Source organism: Niveibacterium terrae (assembly GCF_048213115.1).
Taxonomy (GTDB): domain Bacteria; phylum Pseudomonadota; class Gammaproteobacteria; order Burkholderiales; family Rhodocyclaceae; genus Niveibacterium; species Niveibacterium terrae.
In genome coordinates, this window is record NZ_CP172404.1 from 3,230,465 (window position 1) to 3,248,852 (window position 18,388).

An 18,388-nucleotide genomic window follows, 5' to 3' on the forward strand; every position below is an offset into this window, starting at 1 on the left:
AGAGGACGCCTTTTTTTTGCCCAAAGGAAACATGAGCGCCCCAACCGAGCCCGTCTCCCGGCAACGCAGCGGAAAAGTGATCCTGCTCAGCGCCGGCCCCGGCGACCTGGAGCTCTTGACGCTCAAAGCGGTCAAGCGCCTCGCCGAAGCCGACGTGTTGCTGCTCGACGAACTGGTCGACGCCGGGATCTGCGCCTTCGCGCCGCGCGCCCGCGTGATCCGCGTCGGCAAGCGCGGCCACCGGCCGTCCACGCGCCAGGAAGCGATCCTGAGGCTGATGCGCCGCTGCGCGCATCTGGGCCTGTGCGTGGTTCGCGTCAAAGGGGGCGAAGCGCTGCTGTTCGGCCGCGCCGGAGAGGAGATCGCGCACCTCGCCGGGTACGGCATCGCTTTCGAGATCGTGAACGGGGTCAGCTCGGGCTTCGCCGCCGCCGCGAGCCTGGGGCTGTCGCTGACGCACCGGGATCACTGCCAGGGCGTGAGCTTCGTGACCGCCTATTCCCGCGACGGGAGCGAACCGGACTGGGCCGCGCTGGCCGCGACCGGGACGACGCTGGTCATCTACATGGGCATGAACCGGATAGAAAGCCTCGCCGCGGCGCTGAACCGGCACCTGCCGGCGGCGACTCCGGCCGCTATCGTGGAATGGGCCAGCACGGCACGCGAGCGACGCGCGCTGACGCGCCTTGACCGCCTCGCCGAAACCGCAACAAGCGAGGGTTTCGCGAGTCCCTCCGTGATCCTGGTCGGTGACGCGATCGGCGAAGCCTTCCCCAGACGAATTTCTGATCCATCCATCCTATCCAGGAGGTTTCAATGAAAAAGACCCGGCTCGTCGTGATCGGCAACGGCATGGTCGGCCACCGCTTCCTCGAAGCGCTGGTCGACAAGGCCCAGATCGCGCGCTACGAGATCACGGTGTTCTGCGAGGAACCGCGGCTCGCCTACGACCGCGTCCACCTGTCGTCCTTCTTCTCGCACCACACGGTCGAGGAGCTCTCGCTGGTCAAGGAGGGCTTCTACGAGCAGCACGGCATCAAGGTGATGGTCGGCGAGCGGGCAATCCGGATCGATCCGGCGAAGAAGACGGTCTCGTCGGCCCACATCCCCGATCTTCCCTACGACAAGCTGATCCTCGCGACCGGTTCGACGCCCTTCGTGCCGCCGATCAAGGGAACGCAGAACCCTTACTGCTTCGCCTACCGGACCATCGAGGATCTGCGCTCAATCGAATCCTGCGCGCGGCGCAACCGGCGCGGCGCCGTGATCGGCGGTGGCCTGCTGGGCCTGGAGGCGGCCGGAGCGCTCAAGGCGCTGGGCGTCGAAACCCATGTCGTCGAATTCGCGCCGGTGCTGATGGCCGAGCAGCTCGACGAACAGGGCGGTGAGCTGCTGCGCGGCAAGATTGAAGCGATGGGCGTTTTCGTCCACACCAGTAGGAACACGACCGAGATCGTCGCGGGCGGCAAGGAGGCCCGCAACACGCTGCGCTTTGCCGATGGCGAATCGCTCGAAGTCGACTTCATTGTGTTCTCGGCCGGCGTTCGCCCCCAGGACCGGCTCGCCCGCGAGAGCGGTCTCGCGCTCGGCGCGCGGGGCGGCATCGCGATCGACGAACACTGCCGCAGCTCCGATCCGGCGATCTATGCGATCGGCGAATGCGCGTCCTGGCAGGACCGCTTCTTCGGCCTCGTCGCGCCCGGCTACAAGATGGCCCAGGTCGCGGTCGATCACTTGACCGGAAAGGAATCCTCGTTCACGGGCGCCGACATGAGCGCAAAGCTGAAGCTGCTGGGCGTCGAGGTCGGCAGCATAGGCGATGCGCGGGGCCGCACTCCGGACAGCCGCAAGTTCGTCTATCTGGACGAGAACAGCGGCGTTTACAAGAAGATCGTTGTCAGCGATGACGGCAAGAGGCTGCTCGGCGCGGTGCTGGTCGGCGACACGAAGGACTATGGTCAGCTGCTGCAGCTCGCGCTGAACCCGGTCGAGCTGCCCGAGCATCCCGAGAGCCTGATCCTGCCCGAGCGCGGTGGCTGCGCGAAACCGGCGCTGGGCATCGCATCGCTGCCCGACTCGGCACAGATCTGCTCCTGCTTCGACGTCTCCAAGGGCCGTCTGGTCGAAGCGATCGCGGCCGGGCACACCAGCGTTGCGGCGCTGAAAGCCGAGACCAAAGCCGGAACCGGCTGCGGCGGCTGCCTGCCTCTGGTGACCCAGCTACTCGATGCGGAACTGAAGAAACGCGGCATCGAGGTCAAGAACCACCTGTGCGAGCACTTCCCCTACTCGCGCCAGGAGCTCTACCACCTGATCCGCGCGAACCGGATCAAGAGCTTCGCCGAGCTGCTGGAGCGCCACGGCCACGGCTATGGCTGCGAGATCTGTAAACCCGCGGTCGGCTCGCTGCTCGCGTCCTGCTGGAACGGCTATGTGCTCGAAGCGGACAAAGTGCCGCTGCAGGACACCAACGACGTCTTCCTCGGCAACATGCAGAAGGACGGCACTTACTCGGTGATCCCACGGATGGCCGGCGGCGAGGTGACTCCGGAAGGCCTGCTCGCGGTCGCGACGCTGGCCCGCAAGTACGGCCTCTACACGAAGATCACCGGAGCGCAGCGGATCGGCCTGTTCGGCGCTCGCAAGGAGGATCTGCCGACGATCTGGGGCGAGCTGATCGCGGCCGGCTTCGAGACCGGTCAGGCCTATGCGAAGGCGCTGCGCATGGTCAAGACCTGTGTCGGCAGCACCTGGTGCCGCTACGGAGTCCAGGACAGCACCGCGCTGGGCGTCTTCCTCGAGAACCGCTACAAGGGCATCCGCTCCCCGCACAAGATCAAGTTCGGCGTATCCGGCTGCACCCGCGAGTGCGCCGAAGCCCAGGGCAAGGACGTCGGCATCATCGCGACCGAGAAGGGCTGGAACCTCTATGTCGGCGGCAATGGCGGCATGAAGCCCCGGCACGCGGACCTGCTCGCCGCGGACCTCGATCGCGAGACGCTGATCCGCACCGTCGACCGCTTCATGATGTTCTACATCCGCACCGCCGACAAACTGCAGCGCACCGCGAGCTGGCTGGACAACCTGGAAGGCGGAATCGACTACCTGCGCGGTGTGCTGATCGCCGACAAGCTGGGCATAGGCGCCCAGCTCGAAGCCGACCTGGCCGAGCTCGTCGCACTCTATGCCTGCGAGTGGCAGCGCACGGTCGCGGACGAGGGCCAGCACAAACGCTTCCGGCACTTCATCAACGACGCAGGCCACGACCCCCTGGTCCAGTTCGTTGCCGAACGCGGTCAGATCCGCCCGGCCCGCCCCGAGGAGAGAGCCCTCGAAACTTCGCTGACGCAAGGAGAGCTGTGATGAACGAATGGATTGAAGTGTGCCGGATCGAGGACATCGTGCCGGGCAGCGGAGTCTGCGCCCGGATCGGCAAACACCAGGTGGCGCTGTTTCGCCCCCGCACCGACGACGCGGTGTTCGCGCTCGACAACATCGACCCCTTCTTTGAGGCGAGCGTGCTCTCGCGCGGCCTGATCGTCGAACACGACGACGCGCTGTGGGTTGCGAGCCCGCTCAAGAAGCAGCTCTTCCGCCTCAGCGACGGCCTCTGCCAGGACGCCCCCGAGCGCTCGCGGGCGAGCTTTGCGACGCGCGTCGAAGCGGGCCGCGTCCTCGTCCATTCCCTCCCCTCCCCCAGGAGTTGAGATGTTTGCAGATACCCTGAACAAATGCGTCGCCAACGCCTCGCGCATCCTCGCGCTGCGCCGTGGCAACCCGATCGGCTTCTGGATCGGTGCGGCGATGGCCGGAGCCTATGTAGGCCTGGGCATCATCCTGATCTTCACACTGGGCAACCTGCTCGACCCCAGCCTGCGGCCGCTCGTGATGGGCTCCTTCTTCGGCATCGCGCTGACCCTGGTCATCGTCGCCGGCGCGGAGCTCTACACCGGGCACACGATGGTGCTCGCGATCGGCGTCCGGCAGGGCGCGCTCGGCGCGGGACAGGCGGCGCTGACGCTGCTGCAGTCCTGGCTGGGCAACCTGCTCGGCGCGATCCTGGTCTCATGGCTCTTCTGGCTGGGCGGCGGCGGCAAGCTGTTGCCCGACGCGAACAGCCTCGTGCACAGCGCCGCGCTGGCGAAGACCACGGCTCCGGCGCTCGCGCTGTTCGCGCGCGGTGTGCTCTGCAACTGGCTGGTCTGCCTCGCGATCTGGATGAGCCTGAGGAGCGAAGGCGCGGGCCGCTTCATCGCGATCTGGTGGTGCCTGCTCGCCTTCATCGCGTCGGGCTATGAGCACTCGATCGCGAACATGACGCTGTTCGCGCTGTCGTGGTTCGGCCAGCACTCCGCGGCCTTCACGCTGGGCGGCATCGCCTGGAACCTGTTCTGGGTCACGCTCGGCAACACGGTGGCCGGCGTGCTGTTCATGGGCCTCGGCTACTGGTACCTGACGCCGCAGGCCGAGCGCCCGGCCCGCACCGACTGATCCGCCGAAATCCAGGCCCTGATGGGCCTGGATTCATCTGCATCAAACATCGCTCATCACAATCGTCTGGCCCTGCCGGGAAGAGCTAGCATGCGCGCTGAAAACGTTATCATACGAGGTCGAACATGCTTTCGCTGCGCAGCTTCTTCCCTGCCGTGATCCTGAGTAGTCTCGCCCTCGGCGCGACACCGGCCACCGCGGCGGACCTCCAACTGGGCGAGGCGCTCGGCGTCGCGGTCAGGCCCACCGTGCTGCGCGGCTACAACTTCGGCAACTGGATGCAAGTGGCCGAATTCGGCGATCCACTGCGCGAACTCGCCCCGGCCCTGCTGCGCTTTCCGGCCGGCAACATCGGCGACGAGTTCGATCTGAGCGAGACCTCGCTGACCCTCGCCAAGGCGGGTGCCAGCCTGCTCGGCCAGCCGCCTCTGCTCGTGCAGACCCGGGTCTTCCAGGGAAAGAGCGGCGAGCCCGTCCACAACCGCCCCGAGGATGCCGCTCAGGCCGTGCGGATCAGCGCAACGCTCGGCCTCGCGGTTCCGTACTGGGAGATCGGCAACGAACCCGACCTCTATGCGGTCACGCGCGGCGATCCAAGCTGGACCGCGGATCGCTACTGCGCGGTCTTCCGCGCCCAGGCGGCAGCGATCCGCGCGGTCGCTCCGCAGGCACGGATCGCCGGTCCCGCTGTCTCCGGTTCGCTGCCGGCGCGCGACGACTTCATCGAGCGATTCGTGCGCGGCTGCGGCGATGTCCTCGACGTGCTGACCTGGCACATCTACCCGAGCGAGGGAGAGAAGAGCGACGAGGCCGCGCTGGCCACCGCGAGCGAGGCCTCGCGCACGCTCACGCAGATGCGCGCGCTGTGGGCCGATCCACACCGCAACCCGCTGGGCCATCAACGCGCGATCGGCTTCGGCGTCACCGAGTACGGGCTGTCCTGGCGCACCGAGCGGCCGCGGCACATCGCCGATCAGGTCGCCGCGCTGTGGGCGGCCGAGACCGCGCTGCGGCTCAACGAGGGCGGCGCCGAGATGGCGCAGTACTTCGCGCTGCAGGGCACGGGGGGGCACGGCCTGCTCGACCTGGCCGGCGCGGCGCGGCCGAGCTGGTACGCCTTCCGCTTGCTGGCGGCTCTGCGCGGCGATTTCCTCGCCGTGCGCAGCAGCAAGCGCGCGCTGTGGCTGCATGCGACGCGCGACGGCAATACTCTGCAGCTTCTCGTCACCAATCCGACGGCCGAGGCGCTGACGCTGCAGAGCGCGCTGCCCGGCTACCGTCTCGAACATCAGCGCGGCTTCGACGCAGCGCTCGCCGAGGCCGAAGAAGCGATGGTCGAGCAGCAGGGGCACGAGAAAATCGTGCTGCCGCCGCGCTCGATGACCCTGCTCAGCTATTCGCGCAGCGAACGCTGAACCCGGCTCCGCCCTGATGGCTTCATCACAAAATTCAATCGCGGTCCGGGATCGCCTGCGCACGGCGACTGTCTAGCTTGTTCCACACCGCGCGTCGGCCCGCTCCGCCGCGCCTGAACAAGAAAGGTCCCACCGTGACGCAAACCGGCAAAAAGCCCCGCATCCTGATCGTCGGCGGAGGCGCAGGCGGTCTCGAACTCGCCGTCAAACTCGGCGAATCCCTCGGCAAGACCGAACGCGCCGAGATCACGCTCGTCGACCGCTCGCGCACCCACGTCTGGAAACCGCTGCTGCACCAGGTCGCCGCCGGCACTCTGGACAGCCACTCGGACGAGCTCGAATACCTCGCGCTGAGCGTGCGCCACCACTTCCACTTCCGGCTCGGCGAGCTGGTCGGCCTCGACCGCGCGGCGAAGGAAATCCACCTCGCGCCGGTGCTGAGCCTCGAAGGCGAAGAGCTGCTGCCCGAGAGCCGCCTCGGCTACGACTACCTCGTCTTCGCACTGGGCAGTCTGACCAACGACTTCGGCACGCCGGGCGCCAAGGAGCACTGCATCAGCCTCGATTCCGCGCCGGCCGCGCTGCACTTCCAGCGCAAGCTGATCGACGCGTCGCTGCGCGCCCAGCTCGCCCGCCCCGAGCAGGGCCGTTTCACGGTCACGATCATCGGCGGGGGGGCGACCGGCGTCGAGCTCGCGGCCGAGCTGCACATGAGCACCCGCATCATGACCAGCTACGGGCTCGAGAACCTTCACCCGGAGCGCGACGTCAAGATCGTCATCGTCGATGCCGCGCCGCGCATCCTGCCGCTACTGCCCGAGCGGGTCTCGTCCGCGGTCACCCGCGAATTGCGGAAACTCGACATCGACGTCCACACCAACGAGAAGGTGGTCCAGGTCTCGCCCGAAGGCGTGCAGATGGGCAGCGGCAAGCTGATCGCAAGCGGCCTGACGGTCTGGGCGGCGGGGATCAAGGCACCCGACTTCCTGCGCGACATCGGGGGGCTGGAGACCAACCGGGCCAACCAGCTGGTCGTCGACAAAACGCTGAGGAGCTCACGCGACCCGGCCATCTTCGCGCTGGGCGACTGCGCAGCCTGCCCGCTCGACGACAGCGGCAAGCTCGTGCCGCCGCGCGCCCAGGCCGCCCACCAGCAGGCGCTGCTGCTCGCGAAGACTCTGCCCCGGCTGCTCTCGGGCAAGTCCGCGCTGCCCTTCCGCTACCACGACCACGGCTCGCTGGTCTCGCTCGGCGAGTACAGCACGGTCGGCAGCCTGATGGGCGGAATCCGCAGCGGCAGCCTGTTCATCGAAGGCATGTTCGCGAAGTGGATGTACTGGTCGCTGCACAAGAAGCACCAGATCGCGATCAACGGCATGTTCCGGACCTGGCTCGCGACCTGGGTCGAGGCGATCGACCGGATCCGCAACCCGCGCATCAAGCTGCACTGACGCTGGCCACAAGTCAAAACCTGTATCACGCAGAGCCGCAGAGCCACGGAGAGAACCATCCCGGAATCAAGGCACCCAGAATGCGTGGCTCTGCCTTGAGCTGGCGCGGCTCAGCGTAAAGTGACGAGCGGTAGAGTTTCGCGGCTGGATGAACCGGGGTTTTGCTCGGAAAGCGCTGTAGCCCTTGATTTTCTCTGCGGCTCTGCGTGAGGATGATTTTGATCTTGTCTTCACCGAGCCTCAGCCCTTGCCCAAAATGCTACCCATAAACAAAAAGCCCGCCGGTCTCGCGACCGGCGGGCTTTTTTTCAGTTCAGGCGGATCAGTGTTCGCCGAGAACCGAGACGGTGATCGTGACGATCACGTCGGTGTGCAGCGCCAGGTGCAGCTGGAAGTCGCCGATCGTCTTGATCGGACCTTCCGGCATGCGCACGGCAGCCTTTTCGATCGCGACGCCCTGGGCAACCAGAGCTTCGGCGATGTCGGCGTTGGTGACCGAACCGAACAGGCGGCCATCGACGCCAGCCTTGCGGGTGATCTGAACCAGCAGGCCGTCGACCTTGGTGGCCTGTTCCTGAGCGGCAGCCAGCTTTTCAGCGGCCAGACGTTCGAGTTCAGCGCGGCGTTCTTCGAAGGCAGCCAGGTTGGCCGGGGTCGCACGGCGGGCGCGGCCTTGAGGGATCAGGTAGTTACGCGCGTAACCGTCCTTGACCTTGACCACGTCGCCGAGGTTGCCGAGATTGATGACCTTGTCGAGCAGAATGATTTGCATGGTGAGTCCTCCGGCCTTATTGGTGCAGGTCGGTGAAGGGCAGCAGCGCGAGGAAGCGGGCGCGCTTGATCGCGACCTGCAGCTGGCGCTGATATCCGGCCTTGGTCCCGGTGATACGGGCAGGCATGATCTTGCCGGTTTCGGTGATGAATTCCTTCAGGACGTCGATGTCCTTGTAGTCGATTTCCTCGACCTTTTCGGCGGTGAAGCGGCAGAACTTGCGGCGCTTGAACAGGCCACCGCGGCGGTTGCCGCCCTTCTTGTCATCTTTTTTCTTGGGTCTGAAAGCCATTTTCAGTTCCTTCCAACAATTCGATCGTATTCACATGCATCACCAGTCCGGAGTGACGCGCACTGCGCGCCGCGAGGAATCCGGTGAGGCGAAGCTTTTGCCCTGGTCGCAGGCTCTGCGCGGACTGCGCAGCGTCTCCAACCAGCATCGCGGAGAGCTCGCAACGCACTTCCCGCTCCAGGCCCGCCTCGATCTGGCGGGACAGATGTGCAATCCGGAATTCGAGGATCGCGACACCCGCGGGGGTTCTGCGCAGCGCACCGACTTCGGTCGGTTCGCCATCGAGAACCAGTGTGTTGAGCCCTTCGCCGACAGGCATCAGGCCTGCGTTTCGGCGGGCTTGGCTTCTTCGGTGGCGGCAGCCGGTGCAGCCGGAGCGGCAGCGGGAGTCAGCGACTTGGACTTCTCTTCCTTCATCATCGGCGACGGCGTTGCCACGGCATGCTTGGTCTTGATGATCAGGTGACGCAGAACGGCGTCGTTGAACTTGAACGCGTGTTCGAGTTCGGCGAGCGATTCGTTGTCGGTCTCGATGTTCATCAGCACATAGTGCGCTTTGTGAACTTTCTGGATCGGGTAGGCCAGCTGACGGCGTCCCCAGTCTTCGAGACGGTGGATTTGACCACCGTGCTGGCTGACGAGCGCCTTGTAGCGCTCGATCATCGCCGGGACCTGTTCGGACTGGTCCGGGTGGACGATGAATACGACTTCATAGTGTCGCATGGATGCTCCTTGCGGTTGCAGTTAAGACACAGCCCCCCGGCATGCGAAACCGGTGGGGCAAGGGAACTGAGCATTCTAAACTCCCCTTGGGAATCCTTCAAGCCCGCGCAAGCCCGAAACGCTGCTGCGCCGGGCTCGCCTATACTTCGCCGTTCGCCTCGATGCCTTGCGGAGAAACCATGAAGATCGAAACCCTGGCCGTGCATGCGGGATACGCTCCCGACCCGACAACCCACGCGGCCGCCGTGCCCATCTATCAGACGACGTCCTATGCTTTTGACGACACCCAGCACGGCGCGGACCTGTTCGATCTGAAGGTGGCCGGCAACATCTATACGCGGATCATGAACCCGACCACCGACGTGCTCGAGAAGCGGGTCGCCGCGCTCGAAGGCGGAATCGGCGCGCTGGCGCTCGCCTCCGGCCTCGCCGCGGTCGCCTATGCGATCCAGACGATCGCCGAAGCCGGCGACAACATCGTCTCGGCTTCGACGCTGTACGGCGGCACTTTCACGCTCTTCGCGCATACGCTGCCCCAGTCGGGGATCACGACCCGCTTTGCCGACTACCGCGATCCGGCCAGCTTCGCCGCGCTGATCGACGAGCACACCAAGGCGATCTATGTCGAATCGATCGGCAATCCGCTCGGCAACATCACCGACATCGAAGCGATCGCGGCGGTCGCGCACGCGCACGGCATCCCGCTGATCGTCGACAACACGGTCCCCTCCCCGTATCTGCTGCGCCCCTTCGAGTTCGGCGCCGACATCGTCGTCCATTCGCTGACCAAGTATCTGGGCGGGCACGGCACCTCGCTGGGCGGCGCGATCGTCGATTCGGGCAAGTTCCCGTGGCGCGAGCACAAGCAGCGTTTCCGCCGCCTCAACGAGCCGGACCCCGCCTATCACGGCGTCGTCTATACGGAGGCGATGGGCGATGCGGCCTACATCGCGCGCGCCCGCGTCGTGCCGCTGCGCTGCACCGGAGCCGCGATCTCGCCGTTCAACTCCTTCCAGATCCTGCAGGGCATCGAGACTCTGGCACTGCGGATGGACCGGATCACCGAGAACAGCCTGAAGCTCGCGCACTTCCTCGCCCAGCATCCGAAGGTGAACTGGGTCAACTACGCGGGCCTGCCCGATCACCGCGACCACGCGCTGGCCGTCAAGTACATGGGCGGACGGCCTTCCGGCATCCTGACTTTCGGCGTGCACGGCGGCCGCGAGGGCGGCGCGCGCTTCCAGGATGCCTTGAAGCTCTTCACCCGCCTCGTCAATATCGGCGACGCGAAGTCGTTGGCCTGCCACCCGGCCTCGACGACCCACCGCCAGCTCTCGCCCGAGGAGCTCGAAAAGGCCGGCGTCACGTTGGACACGGTGCGCCTGTCGATCGGCATCGAGCATGTCGACGACCTGATCGCCGACCTCGACCAGGCCCTCGCCGCGGCCTGAGCTTTTCGCCAGCAAAAAGGCCGGATCGTCTGATCCGGCCTTTTCGTTGATTCCTTGCGAACAAACCCGGGCTAATGGCGCCCCTTGCCCAGGCGCAGCGCGAGCCAGAGCAGCGACGCATAGACCGCCATCGCGACCACCGGAGGCGTCTTGCTGGCGATCAGTGCAAAGGCAGCGCAGATCAGGCTCGCGATGTGCAGCCCACGAACCGATTGCCCGCGCCGCACGAGTTCGATCGCGAACGCTGCGGTCGTCAGCATCTGGGCTGCGCCGAACAGCAGAACGGTCGGCCTGCCCATAAGCAGTGGACTCCACTGCTGGACGACGAAAACCAGCCACCACAGAGCGAGGATGAGGCCGATCAGCCCGCAGGCCCGCCAGATCTGTTCCTTGCGGGCGGGAGAGGGTGCGCAGCGGATCACTTCGCCTCGACTCTGAGCTCGGCCGAGCGCGCGTGCGCCTGAAGCCCTTCGCCGTGCGCCAGCGTCGATGCGACGCGGCCAAGGCGCTGGGCGCCGGCCTTCGACATCCGGATCAGCGAAGTGCGCTTCTGGAAGTCATAGACGCCCAAGGGCGAAGAAAAGCGGGCGCTGCGCGAAGTCGGCAGCACATGGTTGGGGCCGGCGCAGTAGTCGCCCAGCGCCTCGACCGACCAGTGGCCGGCGAAGATCGCCCCGGCGTGATGGATCTGGGCGATCAGCGGCTCGGGATCTTCGACGGCGAGTTCAAGGTGCTCGGGCGCGATCCGGTTGGCGATCGCACAGGCCTCGGCAAGGTCGCGCACCCGGATCAGCGCGCCGCGGTGCGCTAGCGACGCCGCGATCGTCGCCGCACGCGGCATGCCCGGCAGCAGCCGGGCGATCGACTCGGCAACCTTTTCGATGAAACCGGCATCCGGGCAGAGCAGGATGGCCTGGGCCAATTCGTCGTGCTCGGCCTGGGCGAAGAGGTCCATCGCAGTCCAGTCCGGATCGCCCGACGCGTCGGAGATGATCAGCACTTCGGAGGGACCGGCCACCATGTCGATGCCGACGGTGCCGAAGACCCGGCGTTTCGCGGCCGCGACATAGGCGTTGCCGGGGCCGACGATCTTGTCGACCTGGGGAATCGTTTCGGTGCCGAAAGCCAGAGCGCCGATCGCCTGGGCTCCGCCAATCGTGAACACGCGATCGACGCCGGCGACCGCGGCCGCGGCCAGCACCAGAGGATTGCGCTCGCCACGCGGCGTCGGCACGACCATGATCAGCTCGCGGACGCCCGCGACCTTGGCCGGGATCGCATTCATCAGCACCGAGCTGGGGTAGGAAGCCTTGCCGCCGGGAACGTAGAGGCCGGCGCGATCGAGCGCCGTGACCTTCTGGCCGAGGCGGGTTCCGTCTTCCTCGACATAGTCCCAGCTCTGCATCAGCTGGCGCTCGTGATAGGCGCGCACGCGCGCCGCCGCTTCCTCGAGCGCCGAACGCTGCTCGGCGGGCAGGCCCGCGAGCGCCGCGTCGAGATCGACGCGCGAGAGTTCGAGATCGGCCAGCGTTGCGGCTTCGAGCTTGTCGAAGCGCTTCGTATAGGCCAGCACCGCGGCATCGCCTTCGAGGCGGACCGCGGTCAGGATCTCGCTGACCGCGCGCTCGATGCTCTCGTCCTGCGCCGCTTCGAAAGCGAGCAGGCTTTTCAGGCGTGCGTCGAAATCGCTGTCGCTACTGGAGAGGCGCAGGATCGGGTTCATGGCTTGATGGCTCCGGCAAAGGCATCGATGACGGGTTGCAGCAGATCGTGCTTGAGCTTCAGCGACGCCTGATTGACGATCAGACGCGAGCTGACCGCGAGGATGTCCTCGACTTCGACCAGACCGTTCGCGCGCAGCGTGCCGCCGGACGAGACCAGGTCGACGATCGCATCGGCCAGTCCCACCAGAGGCGCGAGTTCCATCGATCCGTAGAGCTTGATCAGGTCGACATGCATGCCCTTTGACGCGAAGTGATCGCGCGCGGTCTGGATGTACTTGGTCGCGACGCGGATGCGCGCGCCCCGCCGCACCGCGGCCTCGTAGTCGAAGCCCCGGGGGACGGCCACGCACATCCGGCACTTCGCGATATTCAGATCCAGAGGCTGGTAGAGGTCGGCGCCGCCGTGCTCGATCAGCACGTCCTTGCCGGCGATGCCCATGTCGGCAGCGCCGTACTGGACATAGGTCGGCGTGTCGGTCGCGCGGATGATCACGAGACGCACGTCCGGCCGGTTCGTCGCGAGGATCAGCTTGCGCGAAGTCTCGGGATCCTCGGTCGGGACGATGCCGGCGGCGGCGAGCAGCGGCAGCGTTTCCTCGAATATCCGGCCCTTGGACAGGGCCAGGGTAATGCCTCCAAATTCGGTCATCAGCTCACTCGTTTCACTTGTGCGCCCAGCGCAGTCAGCTTTTCCTCGATCTGTTCATAGCCACGGTCGAGGTGATAGATGCGGTCGATCAGGGTTTCGCCTTCGGCGACGAGGCCGGCGATGATCAGGCTCGCCGAAGCGCGCAGATCGGTCGCCATCACGGTCGCGCCCTGGAGTCTGGGCACTCCGGTCACGATCGCGGTATTGCCATCGATGCGGATGTCCGCGCCGAGGCGAACCAGCTCGACCGCGTGCATGAAGCGGTTCTCGAAGATCGTCTCGCGGATGATCGCCGTGCCTTCGGCGACCGTGTTCAGCGCCATGAACTGGGCCTGCATGTCGGTCGGAAAAGCCGGGTAAGGCGCGGTGCGCAGGCTCACGGCCTTGAGCCGGGACGGCGCTTTCAGGCGGATTGCATTGCGCTCCGTCTCGACTTCGCAGCCCGCGTCGATCAGCTTGTCGATCACGACATCGAGGTAATGCGCGCTGGTGCCGGTCAGGCGCACGTCGCCGCCCGTCACCGCCGCCGCGCACAGATAGGTTCCGGTCTCGATCCGGTCCGGCATCACGCTATAGCTGGCGCCATGCAGGCTTTCAACCCCACGGATCCGGATCACGTCGGTGCCGGCGCCGGAGATCTGCGCGCCCATCGCGTTCAGGCAGTTCGCCAGATCGACGACTTCCGGCTCGCGCGCGGCGTTCTCGATCACGGTCTCGCCGTTGGCCAGGCAGGCCGCCATCATCAGGTTCTCGGTACCGGTCACGGTCACCATGTCGGTGAAGATCCGCACCCCTTTGAGACGGGCGCTGCGCGCGTTGATATAGCCGTGATCGACTTCGATCTCGGCCCCCATCGCGGTCAGACCCTTGATGTGCTGATCGACCGGGCGCGCGCCGATCGCGCAGCCGCCGGGCAGGGACACGCGGGCCTTGCCCATCCGCGCAACCAGAGGGCCGAGCACGAGGACCGCGGCGCGCATCGTCTTGACCAGCTCGTAAGGCGCTTCGGGCTTGTCCAGAGCCTTCGCATCCAGCGTCACCTTGTCGCCGTCGCGCTCGATCTTGACGCCCATCTGGGCCAGCAGCCCGAGCATCGTCGCGATGTCGTTGAGCTGGGGGACGTTGCTGAGCACCAGAGGTTCGGCGCTGAGCAGCGCCGCGCAGAGGATGGGCAGCGCGGCATTCTTGGCGCCGGAGATGGCGATCTCGCCTTCGAGGCGGCGACCACCGGAAATCAGAAGCTTTTGCATATTTGGTAATCCAGCCCCTGGGCGGGGCAATCGGTTATTCGGGACGGATTCAGATACCCATCTTCTCGCGGAACTCGGCCCAGGCGGACGGAGTGAAGGTCTGCAGCTGAAGAGCGTGGATCTCGTTGCCCATCAAGGAGCCCAGAGTCGCATAAACGGCCTGGTGCTGGCGCACCCGGGGTTTGCCCTCGAAACTCTGGCTGACGACGATGCCGGTGAAATGCTCACCGTCGTCGCCGAGCACATGGGCGAACTCGCAGTCCATGCCCTGCTTGATCAAGCTTTCGATCTCTTCTGCCTGGAACATCACACTCTCTCTTAGCCGCGCAGCTTGTAGCCCGAAGCGAGAATTCGCAAGGCCAGAGCCGCCAGGAGGACGAGGAAAAAGGACACAACCGCCAGGCTCAACCACGGGGAAATGTCGGAAACCCCGAAGAAGCCAAAGCGGAAACCATCAATCATGTAGAAAAACGGGTTCAGATGCGAGAGTTTCTGCCAAAAAAATGGCAGGGAATGAACCGAGTAGAAGACTCCGGACAGCATCGTCAGCGGCATGATCAGGAAATTCTGGAAGCCGGCGAGCTGGTCGAACTTCTCGGCCCAGATGCCGGCGATCACGCCCAGGCTCGCCAGGATCGCACCGCCGAGCAGCGCGAAGACCAGGATCCAGACCGGCGAGACCGGCGGCGCGCAGACGAAGAACAGCGAGGCGAGCCAGACTCCGGCGCCGACGACGAGGCCGCGCACGATGCCGGCAAGCACATAGGCGAGAAAGAACTCGCGGTAGGAAATCGGCGGCAGAAGCACGAAGACGATGTTGCCGGTCACCTTGCTCTGGATCAGCGACGATGAGGTGTTCGCAAACGCGTTCTGCAGCAGCGACATCATGACCAGGCCGGGGATCAGGAAAGCCGTATAGCTGACCATTCCATAGACCGTGACATGGCGATCGAAGGCGTGCGAGAAGATCAGCAGATAGAGGACGGACGAGAGCACCGGCGCGGCGACGGTCTGGAAGCCGACCTTCCAGAAGCGCAGCACTTCCTTGTAGAGCAGGGTCTGAAATCCGATCACGTCGCGCTCCGCATCACTTCGACGAATACCTGTTCAAGATCGGGCTGACCGAGCTCGAAATCGACGATTCGCACGCCCGCCGCGCGCAGCGCGACGAGGCGTTCGACCAGCGCTTCGTGAGAGTCGGCCGACCAGACCCAGTACTGACCTTCGCGACCGGCGGGTTCAAGCCCGGGCGGCAGCTCGCCTTCGACTTTGACCTTCATCGTCAGGCCTTCGACCGCACGCAGCAGGTTCGCGGTATCGTCGAGCGCGACGATGCGGCCGGCCTTCAGCATCGCGATCCGGTTGCACAGGCTCTGCGCTTCTTCGAGGTAGTGGGTCGTCAGCACGATCGTGTGCCCCGCCTCGTTGAGTTCGCGGACGAAAGTCCACAACCCCTGACGCAGCTCGACATCGACGCCGGCGGTCGGCTCGTCGAGCACGATGACCGGAGGCCTGTGGACGAGCGCCTGAGCGACCAGAACCCGCCTCTTCATGCCCCCCGAGAGCTGGCGCATGTTCGCGTCGGCCTTGGCCGACAGATCGAGGCGGAACAGCAGCTCGTCGATCCAGTCGTCGTTGTGGCGCAGCCCGAAATAGCCGGACTGGATCTTCAGCACTTCGCGGACCGAGAAGAAGGGATCGAACACGATCTCCTGGGGCACGATGCCGACCTGGCGACGCGCCTCACGGTAATCGGCGACGACGTCGCGGCCCATGATCCGGATATGGCCCGAAGAGAGACGGAGCAGCCCGGCAAGGGCCGAGATCAGCGTCGTCTTTCCGGCCCCGTTGGGCCCCAGCAGGCCGAAGAAGTCGCCCTGCCGGACTTCGAGATCGACTCCGCCCAGAGCTTCGAGCGAGCCATAACGTTTGACGGCGGCCTCGACCGATATCGCCGCACTCATGCGGCAGCGTCCCCGATCGGCAGCAGATCCGCGATGTCGTACAGCGCGGCGAGCGAGCGCAGCTGTCCGGAGATGCCGTCTATCCGCACGACCCCGCCGCGACTCTCGACCTCCCTCATCCACGCGAGAACCAGAGCCAGCGCGGCCGAGTCGACCGGATCGGCTTCGGACAGGTCGAGGATACGGCCGGTGACGCAATCGGTTCCTCCGCACAAAGCGCGGCCGGCATCGAGCAGATCGCCGACGGACTCCATCGTGATCGGGCCCTGGATGCGCAGCCGTTCCCCGTCCTCGACGATCATTTCTTCGAATTCCCGGCCGCGTTCTGGGCGTTCTTGGTCTTCAGCGACGCGAGCAGACCATCGACTCCGTGCGCCTTCACTTCCTGGCCGAAACTGTCCCGATAGCTGGTGATCAGGCTGACCCCGGCGACCGCGACATCGTAGACCTTCCACTGCCCGTCCTTCTTCTCCAGGCTGTAGTCGACGGTATCGGGAGAGGAACCGGCCTTGCGCACCGTGGTCCGCACGACGACGTCGCTGTCGCCAGCCGCGAGCTTGAGGGGCTTGACCGCGATTTGGTAGTCCTTGAACTTGGTCAGTGCGTTCGCATAGCTGCGCACCAGCAGGGTGCGGAACTCGGCGGTCAGCGCGGCGCGCTGGGCCGGGGTGGCTGAGCGCCAGTCGCGGCCCAGGGCCAGCGAGGTCATCCGGGTGAAGTCGAAGTTCGGCAGCACCTTCGCATCGATCAGATCGAGAGTCTTCTTGGTGTCTCCGGCCTGGATCGACTTGTCCTGGCGGACGATGGTCAGGACTTCATCGGACACGCGCTTGATCTGCGCATCGGGCGCTTCCTCGGCAAGCGCGGGGAGGCTCGTGGCGAGCAGCAGGACGGCCAGGAAACGGGCAAACAGAGAACGAAACATCAATGGACCTCTTTCTTCGGTTCTTCGGGTTCAGTAGAGGACGGCGTATCGGACTGCGCAGAGTCGGAGTCGTCCTTCTTCTCTGGAGGCGGCGCACCGTCGTAGATCAGACTTTGACGTCTTTGCAGATAGAAGTTGCGCAAGAAGCTGTATTTATCAAGAGCCGCTTCATCGAAGGTCTGGTCGGTACCGAGCAGCCCCGCCCGGATATCGATGACCGCGACGCCGGAAATCGAGTTGCGCGCCGGCACGCTTTTGATCACATAGGAGCGGGGAGAGGACAGATAGTCGACCGGCAGAGCCGCCGCGTCGCGCACCGTGCTCGGCCCCAGCAGCGGCAACATCAGGAAGGGGCCCGATTTGAGTCCCCAGTAGCCAAGTGTCTGGCCGAAATCCTTGTTGTGCTTCTCGAGTCCGACCTCCGAGGCGACATCGACAAAACCGAGCACCCCCAGAGTCGAATTGAGCAGGACGCGGCCGACATCGCTCGCCGCGGCGCTGAACTTGCCCTGCAGCAGGTTGTTCATCGCATTGGGCACATCGCCGAAATTGCCGACGAAATTCGAGAACGCGACCCGCGCCGGCAGCGGAACCGCCGCGACATAGCCTTGCGCGGCGGGTTTGAGCGCGTAGCGGTCCAGCTTGTCGTTGAAGGAGTAGACGCTGCGGTTGAAGCTCTCGAAAGGATCGCGCTCGTCGGCCTTCGCGTTTGCAGCAAGAACAACGAGAGCGATCGCCCCGGCGGCAAGACTCGTTTTTTTCATTTGCTCTCCCCTCCCCCTTCGGCGGCCTTGTCGAACATGAAGCGGCTGATCAGCTTCTCGAGCACGACCGCAGACTGCGTCTTCGTGATCGTCTCGCCCGGCGCCAGATCCTTCTCGTCGCCACCCGGCTCCAGCCCGACGTACTGCTCGCCGAGCAGGCCCGAGGTGTTGATCGTCGCGAAGGTGTCCTTCGGGAAACGATAGCGCCCATCCACCTTCAGCACCACTTTGGCCTGGAACTTCTCGCGGTCGTAGTGGATCTCGGTGACCCGCCCGACCAGCACGCCCGAGGCCTTGACCGGCGCCCTCGCCTTCAGACCGCCGATGTTGTCAAAGTTCGCGGTCAGCTCATAGGTATCGCGCAACTTCTCGCCGCCCAGGTTGCCCACCTTGAGCGCCAGGAACAGCAGCGCCACGATGCCTATGGCCACGAAAATGCCGACCCCCAGGTCGATTCTGGAACGATTCATCGTTCAAACCCCATCAAAATTGAAACCCGCCCCGGCCCTCGCCGGAG

The 18,388-nt window shown here is 65.4% G+C and carries 22 protein-coding genes; 7 read left to right on the forward strand and 15 right to left on the reverse strand.

The window, feature by feature from the left end; translation table 11 throughout:
* The first annotated feature begins 31 nt into the window (after positions 1–31).
* From cobA to ACHFB9_RS14995, 6 genes are all read left to right on the forward strand, one after another.
* Positions 32–820 (forward strand): uroporphyrinogen-III C-methyltransferase, encoded by a 789-nt coding sequence (gene cobA / locus ACHFB9_RS14970; RefSeq protein WP_417068199.1) that lies wholly within the window; start codon positions 32–34, stop codon positions 818–820.
* Positions 817–3,363, forward strand: a complete 2,547-nt coding sequence (nirB, locus tag ACHFB9_RS14975; RefSeq protein WP_417068200.1) for a nitrite reductase large subunit NirB — start codon at positions 817–819, stop codon at positions 3,361–3,363. The genes cobA and nirB overlap by 4 nt, the downstream gene beginning before the upstream one ends.
* Positions 3,363–3,707, forward strand: a complete 345-nt coding sequence (gene nirD / locus ACHFB9_RS14980) for a nitrite reductase small subunit NirD (RefSeq protein WP_417068201.1) — start codon at positions 3,363–3,365, stop codon at positions 3,705–3,707. Before nirB ends, nirD begins: the two co-directional genes overlap by 1 nt.
* Before the next feature lies 1 nt (position 3,708).
* Entirely contained in the window at positions 3,709–4,491 is a 783-nt protein-coding gene (gene nirC, locus ACHFB9_RS14985; protein ID WP_417068202.1) for a nitrite transporter NirC, read from the forward strand.
* A gap of 125 nt (positions 4,492–4,616) precedes the next feature.
* Positions 4,617–5,906 carry a GH39 family glycosyl hydrolase gene (locus ACHFB9_RS14990; RefSeq protein WP_417068203.1) on the forward strand — a complete coding sequence of 430 codons (1,290 nt, stop codon included), beginning with the start codon at positions 4,617–4,619 and terminating at the stop codon, positions 5,904–5,906.
* A 134-nt stretch (positions 5,907–6,040) separates the two neighbouring features.
* Positions 6,041–7,357: an NAD(P)/FAD-dependent oxidoreductase gene (locus ACHFB9_RS14995; RefSeq protein WP_417068205.1), complete on the forward strand. Its 1,317-nt coding sequence runs from the start codon at positions 6,041–6,043 to the stop codon at positions 7,355–7,357.
* Positions 7,358–7,679: 322 nt separating this feature from the next.
* Here ACHFB9_RS14995 and rplI read toward each other — a convergent pair whose 3' ends face one another.
* From rplI to rpsF, 4 genes are read right to left on the reverse strand one after another with little or no spacing between them, the layout of a single operon-like run.
* On the reverse strand, positions 7,680–8,129 hold the full coding sequence (gene rplI / locus ACHFB9_RS15000) for a 50S ribosomal protein L9 (RefSeq protein WP_417068207.1): 450 nt from the start codon (positions 8,127–8,129) through the stop codon (positions 7,680–7,682).
* 16 nt (positions 8,130–8,145) lie between these two features.
* The gene (rpsR, locus tag ACHFB9_RS15005; protein ID WP_417068208.1) at positions 8,146–8,421 is read right to left on the reverse strand and encodes a 30S ribosomal protein S18; all 276 of its coding nucleotides are present in this window, start codon (positions 8,419–8,421) and stop codon (positions 8,146–8,148) included.
* Positions 8,393–8,740, reverse strand: coding sequence for a primosomal replication protein N (priB, locus tag ACHFB9_RS15010; protein WP_417068210.1), 348 nt, complete (start codon positions 8,738–8,740; stop codon positions 8,393–8,395). The genes rpsR and priB overlap by 29 nt, the downstream gene beginning before the upstream one ends.
* Positions 8,740–9,144: a 30S ribosomal protein S6 gene (gene rpsF, locus ACHFB9_RS15015; protein WP_417068212.1), complete on the reverse strand. Its 405-nt coding sequence runs from the start codon at positions 9,142–9,144 to the stop codon at positions 8,740–8,742. Before rpsF ends, priB begins: the two co-directional genes overlap by 1 nt.
* A gap of 179 nt (positions 9,145–9,323) precedes the next feature.
* Between rpsF and ACHFB9_RS15020 the strand changes: the two genes are divergently transcribed.
* The gene (locus ACHFB9_RS15020; RefSeq protein WP_417068213.1) at positions 9,324–10,595 is read left to right on the forward strand and encodes an O-acetylhomoserine aminocarboxypropyltransferase/cysteine synthase family protein; all 1,272 of its coding nucleotides are present in this window, start codon (positions 9,324–9,326) and stop codon (positions 10,593–10,595) included.
* Positions 10,596–10,666: 71 nt separating this feature from the next.
* On the opposite strand, the gene ACHFB9_RS15025 is transcribed toward ACHFB9_RS15020, so the two are convergent.
* Genes ACHFB9_RS15025 through mlaD form a run of 11 tightly spaced genes read right to left on the reverse strand, consistent with a single transcriptional unit; the run spans position 10,667 to position 18,341 of the window.
* Positions 10,667–11,017: a hypothetical protein gene (locus ACHFB9_RS15025; RefSeq protein ID WP_417068215.1), complete on the reverse strand. Its 351-nt coding sequence runs from the start codon at positions 11,015–11,017 to the stop codon at positions 10,667–10,669.
* On the reverse strand, positions 11,014–12,318 hold the full coding sequence (gene hisD, locus ACHFB9_RS15030) for a histidinol dehydrogenase (protein WP_417068217.1): 1,305 nt from the start codon (positions 12,316–12,318) through the stop codon (positions 11,014–11,016). Before hisD ends, ACHFB9_RS15025 begins: the two co-directional genes overlap by 4 nt.
* Complete coding sequence (gene hisG, locus ACHFB9_RS15035) at positions 12,315–12,968, reverse strand: ATP phosphoribosyltransferase (protein WP_417068218.1); 654 nt, start codon at positions 12,966–12,968, stop codon at positions 12,315–12,317. Before hisG ends, hisD begins: the two co-directional genes overlap by 4 nt.
* Positions 12,968–14,218 (reverse strand): UDP-N-acetylglucosamine 1-carboxyvinyltransferase, encoded by a 1,251-nt coding sequence (murA, locus tag ACHFB9_RS15040; RefSeq protein ID WP_417068220.1) that lies wholly within the window; start codon positions 14,216–14,218, stop codon positions 12,968–12,970. Before murA ends, hisG begins: the two co-directional genes overlap by 1 nt.
* A 49-nt stretch (positions 14,219–14,267) precedes the next feature.
* Positions 14,268–14,525, reverse strand: coding sequence for a BolA family protein (locus ACHFB9_RS15045; RefSeq protein WP_417068222.1), 258 nt, complete (start codon positions 14,523–14,525; stop codon positions 14,268–14,270).
* Between the two features lie 11 nt (positions 14,526–14,536).
* Positions 14,537–15,292, reverse strand: coding sequence for an ABC transporter permease (locus ACHFB9_RS15050; protein ID WP_417068224.1), 756 nt, complete (start codon positions 15,290–15,292; stop codon positions 14,537–14,539).
* Positions 15,289–16,182: an ABC transporter ATP-binding protein gene (locus ACHFB9_RS15055; RefSeq protein WP_417068226.1), complete on the reverse strand. Its 894-nt coding sequence runs from the start codon at positions 16,180–16,182 to the stop codon at positions 15,289–15,291. The genes ACHFB9_RS15050 and ACHFB9_RS15055 overlap by 4 nt, the downstream gene beginning before the upstream one ends.
* A complete protein-coding gene (locus ACHFB9_RS15060; protein WP_417068227.1) occupies positions 16,179–16,484 on the reverse strand; it encodes an STAS domain-containing protein in 306 nt (101 codons plus the stop codon). Before ACHFB9_RS15060 ends, ACHFB9_RS15055 begins: the two co-directional genes overlap by 4 nt.
* Positions 16,481–17,107, reverse strand: coding sequence for an MlaC/ttg2D family ABC transporter substrate-binding protein (locus ACHFB9_RS15065; RefSeq protein WP_417068228.1), 627 nt, complete (start codon positions 17,105–17,107; stop codon positions 16,481–16,483). The genes ACHFB9_RS15060 and ACHFB9_RS15065 overlap by 4 nt, the downstream gene beginning before the upstream one ends.
* A complete protein-coding gene (locus tag ACHFB9_RS15070; protein ID WP_417068229.1) occupies positions 17,107–17,871 on the reverse strand; it encodes a VacJ family lipoprotein in 765 nt (254 codons plus the stop codon). The genes ACHFB9_RS15065 and ACHFB9_RS15070 overlap by 1 nt, the downstream gene beginning before the upstream one ends.
* Positions 17,868–18,341 (reverse strand): outer membrane lipid asymmetry maintenance protein MlaD, encoded by a 474-nt coding sequence (mlaD, locus tag ACHFB9_RS15075; RefSeq protein ID WP_417068231.1) that lies wholly within the window; start codon positions 18,339–18,341, stop codon positions 17,868–17,870. Before mlaD ends, ACHFB9_RS15070 begins: the two co-directional genes overlap by 4 nt.
* Positions 18,342–18,388: the final 47 nt, after the last annotated feature.